Annotated in this window: 8 protein-coding genes; 1 reads left to right on the top strand and 7 read right to left on the bottom strand. The window is 53.9% G+C overall.

What is annotated here, in order from left to right:
- Both J1785_RS07045 and J1785_RS07050 read right to left on the bottom strand, forming a co-directional pair.
- Window positions 1–961 (bottom strand): substrate-binding domain-containing protein (locus J1785_RS07045; protein ID WP_217219113.1); only part of this gene is annotated, 961 nt, incomplete at its 3' end.
- Window positions 958–2,577 (bottom strand): methyl-accepting chemotaxis protein, encoded by a 1,620-nt coding sequence (locus tag J1785_RS07050; RefSeq protein ID WP_217157313.1) that lies wholly within the window; start codon window positions 2,575–2,577, stop codon window positions 958–960. The genes J1785_RS07050 and J1785_RS07045, both read right to left, overlap by 4 nt.
- A 558-nt stretch (window positions 2,578–3,135) precedes the next feature.
- On the opposite strand from J1785_RS07050, the gene J1785_RS07055 reads away from it, so the two are divergent.
- Window positions 3,136–4,440, top strand: a complete 1,305-nt coding sequence (locus tag J1785_RS07055; protein WP_217219114.1) for an Nramp family divalent metal transporter — start codon at window positions 3,136–3,138, stop codon at window positions 4,438–4,440.
- Window positions 4,441–4,452: 12 nt separating this feature from the next.
- Here J1785_RS07055 and J1785_RS07060 read toward each other — a convergent pair whose 3' ends face one another.
- The 5 genes from J1785_RS07060 to J1785_RS07080 all read right to left on the bottom strand — a co-directional run bounded on the left by J1785_RS07060 (window position 4,453) and on the right by J1785_RS07080 (window position 9,380).
- Complete coding sequence (locus tag J1785_RS07060; protein WP_129991379.1) at window positions 4,453–5,415, bottom strand: lysylphosphatidylglycerol synthase domain-containing protein; 963 nt, start codon at window positions 5,413–5,415, stop codon at window positions 4,453–4,455.
- Window positions 5,415–6,662 carry a cardiolipin synthase ClsB gene (clsB, locus tag J1785_RS07065; protein ID WP_217157314.1) on the bottom strand — a complete coding sequence of 416 codons (1,248 nt, stop codon included), beginning with the start codon at window positions 6,660–6,662 and terminating at the stop codon, window positions 5,415–5,417. The genes J1785_RS07060 and clsB overlap by 1 nt, the downstream gene beginning before the upstream one ends.
- Entirely contained in the window at window positions 6,659–7,420 is a 762-nt protein-coding gene (locus J1785_RS07070; protein WP_217219115.1) for an endonuclease/exonuclease/phosphatase family protein, read from the bottom strand. Before J1785_RS07070 ends, clsB begins: the two co-directional genes overlap by 4 nt.
- A 180-nt stretch (window positions 7,421–7,600) precedes the next feature.
- Window positions 7,601–8,029, bottom strand: coding sequence for a glutaredoxin-dependent arsenate reductase (gene arsC / locus J1785_RS07075; protein WP_129991381.1), 429 nt, complete (start codon window positions 8,027–8,029; stop codon window positions 7,601–7,603).
- A 61-nt stretch (window positions 8,030–8,090) separates the two neighbouring features.
- A complete protein-coding gene (locus J1785_RS07080; RefSeq protein WP_217219116.1) occupies window positions 8,091–9,380 on the bottom strand; it encodes an arsenic transporter in 1,290 nt (429 codons plus the stop codon).
- Window positions 9,381–9,382 lie beyond the last annotated feature (2 nt).

The following is a 9,382-nucleotide window of genomic DNA, read 5'->3' on the forward strand; positions in this document are numbered from 1 at the left end:
GGCCCTGCATGGGTTTATCTGCGATAAGCGTGACGCCGGTATCGACATACCCGGACACTTTTTTGCCGTGTCTGGCATAGGCTACGGCAGCATCTACACCCATTGCGGCCATCGTTAAAGGATATTGTTGGGCTGTGGCAGCAATCTTTCCTTCCCGCACGTAATTTACGCCCGCACACCCGCCATCAACAGACAGAATAAGGGCATTCTTTTGTTTACCCGCCTCCTGCAATGCTTTGTAGGCTCCGGCTGCAGCCGGTTCGTTGACGGTGTAAACCAGGTTAATGTCCGGATGTGTTTTCAGGCAATTTGCCATGACCTCGTAGCCTTGTTTTTCTGCCCCTTCGCTATAGCCTGAACACACAATTTCGGGTGTGGCTGACAGCTCACTGGTTTCGGCACCTGCCGCAGGTAAACCTAATCCTTTCATAAACCCGTTGTGCCTTCTTGCTCCTACCAGATGTCCTGGCGATAAATCCAGCATGGCTATTTTGAAGGGTTGCCCCGGGAACGTCAGCGGCATAGCCGCCTGAGCATACTGACCAATCAGCTCGCCCGCTTTATAGTTATCGGTGGCGAAGAGGGCATCGACGGCACTGATCGGATCCGTGGGAGAATCGAGAGCGATGACCTGTACGCCTTTCGCCCGCACCTCATCCAGTGCGGGCACAATGGCTTTGGCATCGCTCGGCGTAATAAGCAACGTGGTCGCGCCGGCGGACACCATGGACTGAATCGCGATGATCTGGGAAGGATAATCGCTGTCTTCTTTACCGGCTGCGGTGAGCAGCCTGACCCCGTGTACAGTGGCGCCCAGCATGGCGCCTTCTTTCATTTTCAAAAAGAACGGGTTGGTGTCTGTTTTGGTAATCAGGCCAATCGTGATGTTCTGATTACTGCCGGCAAGGGTGGCCGATGTAAACAGGGTCGCCGCCACGGCAAAAACGCAGGAAATTTTCATCTCAATACCTTAGCGGCTGCCGTTGCAGTGATATTCAGATTTCCCGCACGTGAAATATCAAACGCAGAAATCCCCTTCAGCAGGATATGGGCCTGTTGTTTTAAACTGTCCGCCGCCGCCGCACTTTGTTCGACTAAGGCGGCATTCTGCTGCGTCGCCTCGTCCATGTTGACCACGGCTTTGTTAACCTGATCGATGCCCGTATGCTGTTCGCTTGAGGCAAGGGTGATTTCAGCCATCAGGCTGTTGACGCCTTTGACAGCATTCACCACTTCCATCATGGTGGTGCCCGCTTCATCGACCAGCTTAGAGCCGACGTTGATCCGCTCCACAGACTCACTGATCAGGTTTTTGATTTCTTTAGCGGCATTGGCGCTGCGTTGTGCCAGCGTGCGCACTTCTCCGGCAACGACCGCAAAGCCGCGTCCTTGCTCACCGGCACGGGCTGCTTCAACGGCGGCGTTAAGCGCCAGAATATTGGTCTGGAAAGCAATGCCTTCAATGACCGTGATGATTTGTGTCACTTTGCCTGAGCTTTCTGCAATTTCATGCATGGTACTGACGACGCGTTCAACCACGACGCCGCCGCGCTGCGCCACTTGTGAGGCATTGGTAGCCATCAGATTTCCCTGATGGGCATTGTCGGCATTGTGTTTCACTGTCGCGGTCAGTTCTTCCATGCTTGCCGATGTCTGTTCCAGTGAGGAAGCCTGAGCTTCGGTCCGGCGACTCAGATCCTCATTGCCCAGCGTAATTTCCGTTGAGGCGCTGACAATGCTTTCTGCGGAATTCGCCACCTGGTTGATTAACTGATGCAGTTTTACCTGCATTTCACCAAGCTCTGCCAGCACGCTGTTTTGCGGGGCATTTTTCGCGCCTTTCACTTCACTGAGATCACCCGCCGCAATACGCTGTACGACCTGACCTAAAACAACCGGTTCCTCACCCAGCGCGCGGAACAGTGAACGGATAATAATGCCGCCCAGAATGACCGCCAGACTCAGCGCGACCAGGCTGATAATGATGAAAATGAGGCGGGTTTGTTGATACGCATCCTGTGCGGTATTCAGGCTCTCTGTTGCGCGTGCGTTACTGTATTTCAGATAATCATTGGTTGTATTAAGCAGCAGCGTCAGCTGAGGCCGTAGCTCCCGGTTCATGCGGTCAATCGCTTCGGCCTTCTTCTCGTCAAGGGCGAGATCAACAATGTGTTTAGCCACCGGACGGTAGCCTTCTTCCGCATTGAAAATCGCGGTCACGAATTGCCGATCCTTATCCGTGACGTCAGAGTGTTCTTTGATTGCCGCCTGAAGCTGGGTCAGTGCGGCAGTGGTTTTCTCTTCTGCGGCAGCCACTTGTCTTTTACCTGCTTCGATATCAGCAGGCTCACTGACCAGCACCAGCCCGTAAATATTCAGTGAACTGTCTTTTACGCCGCTGAGAATTAAATTCACTGAAGCCTCACGAGCGGAAACCTGCTGCACGTGGGTTTTGAATCGGTTGTTGGCCTGGCTTAACGCATTCATCGAGAGCAGGACTACTGCAAGAACAATGACGACTAAAACGCCAAACCCCAACGTAAGCTGGGTGCGTACAGTAGTATGTTTAAAAGACATAGAGTTAACTCCCTGAAATTGCAATTAAAAAAGTGCGCAGGCACCTTAAGTTTATGACAACACTTCAATCAGTCTGATACGTAAAACGTTGTTATTGGCGTAGCCTGTCAGGGAGCACAGGAGAGAAATCTGTCGGAAAAAATGAAGCTGCTCATGTAAACCGAATGAGATTTATTGATTAAGTTAACGGCACATTGACGGGGAAACTTGATAGCAGGGGACATGCAGCCGGTTTGTTTGGCGGAAAAGTGTGATGTCTGTCGGGTTTTTCTGGCGGCGATTTTTTCACGCGCTGTTACGCATGTCTGTTGAGCATGTCTGTTGAGCCAAAGACGCTGGCGCAGAACAGGCCGTGTGGTCGTCGCGCCGGATGAATCATTCGAAAAAGCATTCCGGTTTTATAATCTCAGGCAATGATTGAAGTTTCATATTTTGAAACACTCTGCTCCTGATAACCCGTCAACTAAGCTTGTGCTATAGAATATAGCTGATGCTATATTTGTTATTGCCGGATAAAAATCACACAAAAATAACAAGCAAGAACAGGGTGGGGGCAGTATGCGTGGAACAGGCCAAACTTCTTCTTTAACCGACAGAACCAACGCGGCGATTGTTAATGCCATGTCTGGCCGCAAACGCAGCCTGATGACACCGCTGCTGTTTGCCGGTCCTGCGGTGATCGCCTCGATTGCCTATATGGACCCGGGTAATTTTGCAACCAATATTCAGGCTGGCTCCCGCTATGGCTACATGCTGCTGTGGGTGGTGGTGATGGCCAATATGATTGCTATGCTGTTTCAGGCGCTCTCCGCCAGGCTTGGGATCGTTACCCATAAAAACCTGGCGGAAATGTGTCGTGACCAGTTCCCGAAACCCGTGGTCTGGGGCATGTGGGGGAGCAGTGAAATTGCCGCAATGGCGACCGATCTGGCCGAATTTCTCGGGGGTGCTCTGGGACTTTCATTACTGTTCCATATGCCGTTACTGGCCGGAATGGGCATCACGGCGCTGGTGACCTACGGTCTTTTGATGGTGGAAAAACGGGGTTTCCGCCCCGTTGAGCTGATGATTGGCGGGTTAGTGGCGGTGATTGCGCTGTGTTATCTGATCGAAATGTTTATCGCCCCGGTTGACTGGGCCGCAGCCGGTCTGGGCATGGTAACGCCGCAACTGCCTGATGTGCAGGCGCTGACCATTGCCGTAGGGATCATCGGAGCCACCGTGATGCCACATGCGATTTTCCTGCACTCAGGTCTGACTCAGCACCGTACCCAAGCCAGAAATCCGGCAGAGTGCCGTAAACTGCTGCGTTTTTCCAATATTGAAGTGGTGATCGCGCTGACTCTGGCGGGACTGGTGAACATCGCGATGGTGATTATGGCGGCGAGTGCCTTCCACTCAGGGCACAGTGAGGTGGCGGAAATCGAAACGGCTTATCACACCCTGACCCCGCTGTTAGGCATCGGGGCGGCAGGTTTCTTCCTGCTGTCATTGATCGCTTCCGGTATTTCCAGCTCAGTGGTCGGCACGATGGCAGGTCAGATGATCATGCAGGGCTTTGTCGGCTTTCGCATTCCTGTCTGGTTGCGCCGGCTGGTTACCATGATCCCCGCATTTATCGTGGTGGCGATGGGCGTTAATGCCACCGACGCGCTGGTATACAGCCAGGTGGTGCTCAGTCTGGCACTGCCTGCACCGATGATTGCATTGGTGATATTCACCGGCCGTCGCGACATCATGGGTGAATTTGTGAACAGCCGCCGGACTGCCGTGCTTTCCATCATCGGCACGGTGGTGATTGTGGCGCTTAATATCATCCTGCTACTGCAAACATTTGGCGTGAATATTCCCGGTCTGGAATAATGGCCGGGAGGCTCACTTCGCCATCGCCTTCTCGTTCTTCGCCCGCAATTTCTTCGCCCGGCTCTCCAGCAGCAAATAGCATACCAGCGCCAGCAGCAGCGGCAGGAAGTAGTAAAGCACGCGATAGGCCAGCAGGGCGGCGATAATCGTGCCCTGAGAAGTGTGTTCTCCGGCCAGCAGGGCAATGAACACCGCTTCCAGCACGCCGATCCCCGCCGGAATATGCACAATCACCCCGGCGATACTGCTGACTAACAGCACACCCAGGATAAAGAAATAGTTCATATCCTGGCCGATCAGCAGCCAGATAATGGCGCCCATTGCCATCCAGTTAGCGCTGGAAATCACCATCTGCGCCAGGGCGAATTTAAACGACGGTAGCACCAGCTTTTGCCCTTTCACTGTCATATGGCGGTGTTTAGCAAAGGCGCAGAACCAGAGATATGCAGCCACCATCGCCAGCAATATAAGACCGACAATGCGCAGTGTGCCTTCGTCGATGTACCAGTGCGCAGGCAACTCCACGACGCCGAAGGTGAAGATAATGCCACCGAGCAAAATATAGCCAAGCCAGTTGGTGGTAATGCTCAGTGAGAAGATACGCGTGATCGTGCTGCCCGGCAGACCCAGGCGGGAGTAAAGCCGGTAACGCATACCGATGCCGCCCACCCAGGTGCTGAGCGTGAGGTTAAAGGCGTAGCAGACAAAAGACACCAGCATCACCTGGCGCGCCGCGAGTTTGTGCCCGCAATAAGCACGTGCCAGCAGATCATAACAGCCGTAAAGCAGATAGCTGATAATCACCAGCCCCGCTGAAATCAGCAGTGGCGTACGGTTATAATTACGAATGACCTTCCACACGTCTTCCCAGTTAACCGTGCGGGCGTAAACCACCAACAGCACGGCCACGGCGATAAAGAAAATCCAGGTGAGGATCTTTTTCGCCAGGCGCCACCTCGGACGGGATACAGACATTACGATTTCACCTCCGAATTCTCTGACGTCACCCGATCCTGTGTTTCAATTTCGGGCTGAACGGGTGGCTTTACCTGTGCAAGCCTTGGCGTGTGTGCGGGTAGCCAGCCGACCATCGCCGGAAATTTACGCAAGAAGTGGAACACCACCACGCTTTTTGCCAGATTCCACCAGGTGCGCTTCGGGGCCATGGTTTCATCCACACACTGGCAGTCCCGGGCGATAATGTTGTTGAGATTGTCGCGCAGCGTCTGGTTAAACGTCCGGTCGTGGATAATCAGATTGGCTTCAAGATTGAGCGATAAACTCAGCGGATCGAGGTTGCTGGAACCGATTGTCGCCCAGTGGTCATCCATCAGCGCGACTTTGCCGTGCAGCGGGCGACGGCGATATTCATACACCTGCACCCCCCCTTGTAGCAGATAGTTGTACAGCAGCTCGGCACCGACTTTGACAATCGGCATATCCGGCTCGCCCTGCACGATGAGTTTTACCCGCACGCCTCGGCGGGCGGCATTGCGCATGGCGTGCAGCAGACGGTAGCCGGGGAAGAAATAAGCGTTGGCGATAATCACTTCGCGTTTCGCGTTAGCGAGCATTTTCAGATAGTGACGCTCAATATCATCCCGGTGATCCTCGTTATCGCGCCAGACAAACAGCGCCTGAGCCTCGCCGGGCCAGCGATTTTCGGCCGCATGATAACGGCGGCGTTGCTGCCACCACCGGCGGGTTTGTGCATGATCGGGCAGGTTTTCCAGCTCAAACTGCAAAATGTCATCCACCACCGGGCCTTCTACCCGCACAGCGTAATCCTGCTTGGCTTCGGGACCGTAATCGGACATATGCTCGGCCGAGTAATTAATCCCGCCGACAAACGCCACCGTGTTGTCGATGACCACAATTTTACGGTGCATACGGCGGAATAAATTGGTTCGCATACCGAACAGCGGCGGACGCGGGTCGTAATAGCGGAACACCACACCTGCTGAAGTCAGTTCGCCGACGAAATCATCGCTCAAATCAGGCGAGCCATAACCATCAAGCAGCACTTCAACGTCGACACCGCGCCGGGCGGCGCGCAGGATCACCGCATGTAACTGGCGTCCCACTTTATCTTCGAACCAGATAAAGGTCTCCAGAATCACTTTACGCTGAGCCTTATCGATAGCCTCAAATACCGCCGGATAATATTCGTCGCCATTTTCCAGCAGCTGGATACGGTTGCCTTCCCGCCATGCAGTTTTCATAGATGGACCTCCGCACTTAACGGGGCATGATCGGACAGATGACGCCAGTTGCGCAGCGGCAGCACGGCAGGCGCGCTGGCATAGGCATTTTTTACATAAATTCTGTCAAGACGCAGTAGCGGCATACTGACCGGGAAAGTGCGCGCCGGGCGACCCCTTGCGCGGGTGAAAATCTCCTCGAGGCCGGCCTGCATTTTAAGCGGGTGACTGGCCTTTTGCCGCCAGTCGTTGAAATCACCCGCCACCAGCACCGGCTCTCCCTGCGGGAAAGCTTTAACCCAGTCGGCCAGCATGTTGAGCTGCGCCTGGCGGTGCGCTTCCCGCAGACCCAGATGTACACAAATTACATGAACAGGACACTCAAGCTGCGGAGGTACGATGCGGCAATACAACAGTCCCCGGTTCTCGCTACCCGCGACTGACACGTCGCGATTTTCATAATGTTCAATGGGATAGCGGGAGAGGACCGCATTGCCGTGATGACCTTCCGGGTAGACCGCGTTGCGCCCGTAGGCGAAGTCGTTCCACATGGTGTCAGCCAGAAATTCGTAATGGCTGGTGTCCGGCCAGTTCTCGACATGCAGCGAATGGGCTTCATGTGCGCCCATCACTTCCTGCAGACAGACGATATCGGCGCTGACGGTACGTACCGCGTCGCGCAGTTCGGGTAAAATGAAGCGTTTATTAAACGCGTTGAAGCCCTTGTGTGTATTAATCGTCAGTACTTTCAACGAAAATCCCCGGGTTTGTTGGGTCATTATTTATCCTGCCAGCATCACTATCCTGATGAAATATTAAATAAAGTGTAGTTACTGTTACCAAAGGATGCAGGGTTACAGATTTTTCCGTAAACATGATGTGCCAGCATGTAATGCCTGCTGACCCCTTTCTGAGGTCAGCATCAGACAACCCGCGCGTGCTTTTCGGTTTACTTCAGTTTATTGAGAAACCCGTTTTCCCTGAGCATCCACGACGGCTTCGCCGTCTTCTTTAGTGAATGCACCTTGCTGTGCGTCCGGCAGAATATCCAGAACGACCTCAGACGGGCGGCACAGCCTGGTGCCCAGTGGTGTCACGACAATCGGGCGGTTGATAAGGATTGGATATTGCAGCATGTAGTCGAGTAACTGTTCATCCCTGAACGTATCTTCAGCCAGGCCCAGTTGCGCATAAGGTTCAACGTTTTTTCTCAGTAATGATCTCACTGAAATACCCATGTCACTGATAAGTTTTATCAGTTCGCTGCGCCCTGGCGGCGTTTCAAGATAGAGAATAACGGCAGGTTCAACGCCGCTGTTACGGATGAGTTCAAGCGTGTTGCGTGAGGTGCCGCAGGCAGGATTATGGTAGATAGTCACAGACGTCATAACGGTGCTCTCTTGTCAGTAAGACCTGCCGTGATGTCACAGCAGGCGGGTAGCGGGGGAATTAATGGGGGAACGACAGACGGAGGGCAAGGGCCGCCAGCGTCACAAACAGCACCGGAACGGTCATGATAATCCCGACCCTGAAGTAATATCCCCAGGTGATCCTGATGTCTTTCCGGGACAGTACGTGAAGCCATAACAGGGTCGCCAGGCTACCGATTGGGGTGATTTTAGGTCCCAAATCACTGCCGATAACGTTGGCATAAATCATGGCCTCTTTGATCACGCCTGCCGCGCTGCTGCCGTCAATAGACAGCGCACCGATCAGTACCGTCGGCATGTTGTTCATGACGGAGGAAAGGAACGCGGTCAGGAATCCCGTGCCTAGTGTGGATACCCACAGGCCCTGCTCAGCCAGATGACCGAGGATCAGGGACAGGTAATGGGTCAGGCCGGCGTTGCGCAGGCCGTACACCACCAGGTACATGCCCAGTGAGAAAATAACGATTTGCCAGGGTGCTTCGCGCAGCACCTTGCCGGTGTTGATTGCATGACCACGCTTTGCCACGATAAACAGAATAAGCGCGCCCGCCGCCGCAACGGCACTCACGGGAATACCCAACGGCTCCAGTCCGAAGAACCCGACCAGCAACAGTATTAATACCCACCAGCCAGTTTTAAAGGTCAGGCGATCTTTAATGGCTTCGTGCGGTACCGGTAACTTAGAGACATCATAGGTCGCCGGAATGTCTTTGCGAAAGAACAGGTGCAACATGGCCAGCGTTGCCACGATAGACGCCATGTCGACAGGTACCATGACGGAGGCATAGTCGTTAAAGCCAATTTTGAAAAAGTCTGCGGAGACAATATTTACGAGGTTCGACACGATAAGCGGCAGGCTGGCGCTGTCGGCGATGAATCCCGCCGCCATCACAAAGGCCAGCGTCGCGCCCCGGCTGAAGCCTAAAGCCAGCAGCATGGCAATCACGACAGGTGTGAGAATAAGCGCGGCTCCGTCGTTGGCAAACAATGCCGCGACGCAAGCGCCAAGCAGGACAATATAAGTAAACAGTAAGCGTCCCCGGCCTTTACCCCACCGTGCTACGTGCAGCGCCGCCCACTCAAAAAAGCCTGACTCATCCAGCAGCAGACTGATAATGATGACCGCGATAAAGGTGGCCGTCGCATTCCATACAATGTTCCAGACGACAGGGATGTCGCCCATACTGACGACACCGCCAATAAGGGCCAGCGCGGCGCCGGTAATGGCACTCCAGCCGATACTCAGGCCTTTAGGCTGCCAGATAACTAACACGATAGTCAGAACAAAGATTGCCCCTGCTAACCACATAC

This window comes from Rahnella perminowiae (genome assembly GCF_019049755.1).
GTDB lineage: Bacteria > Pseudomonadota > Gammaproteobacteria > Enterobacterales > Enterobacteriaceae > Rahnella > Rahnella perminowiae.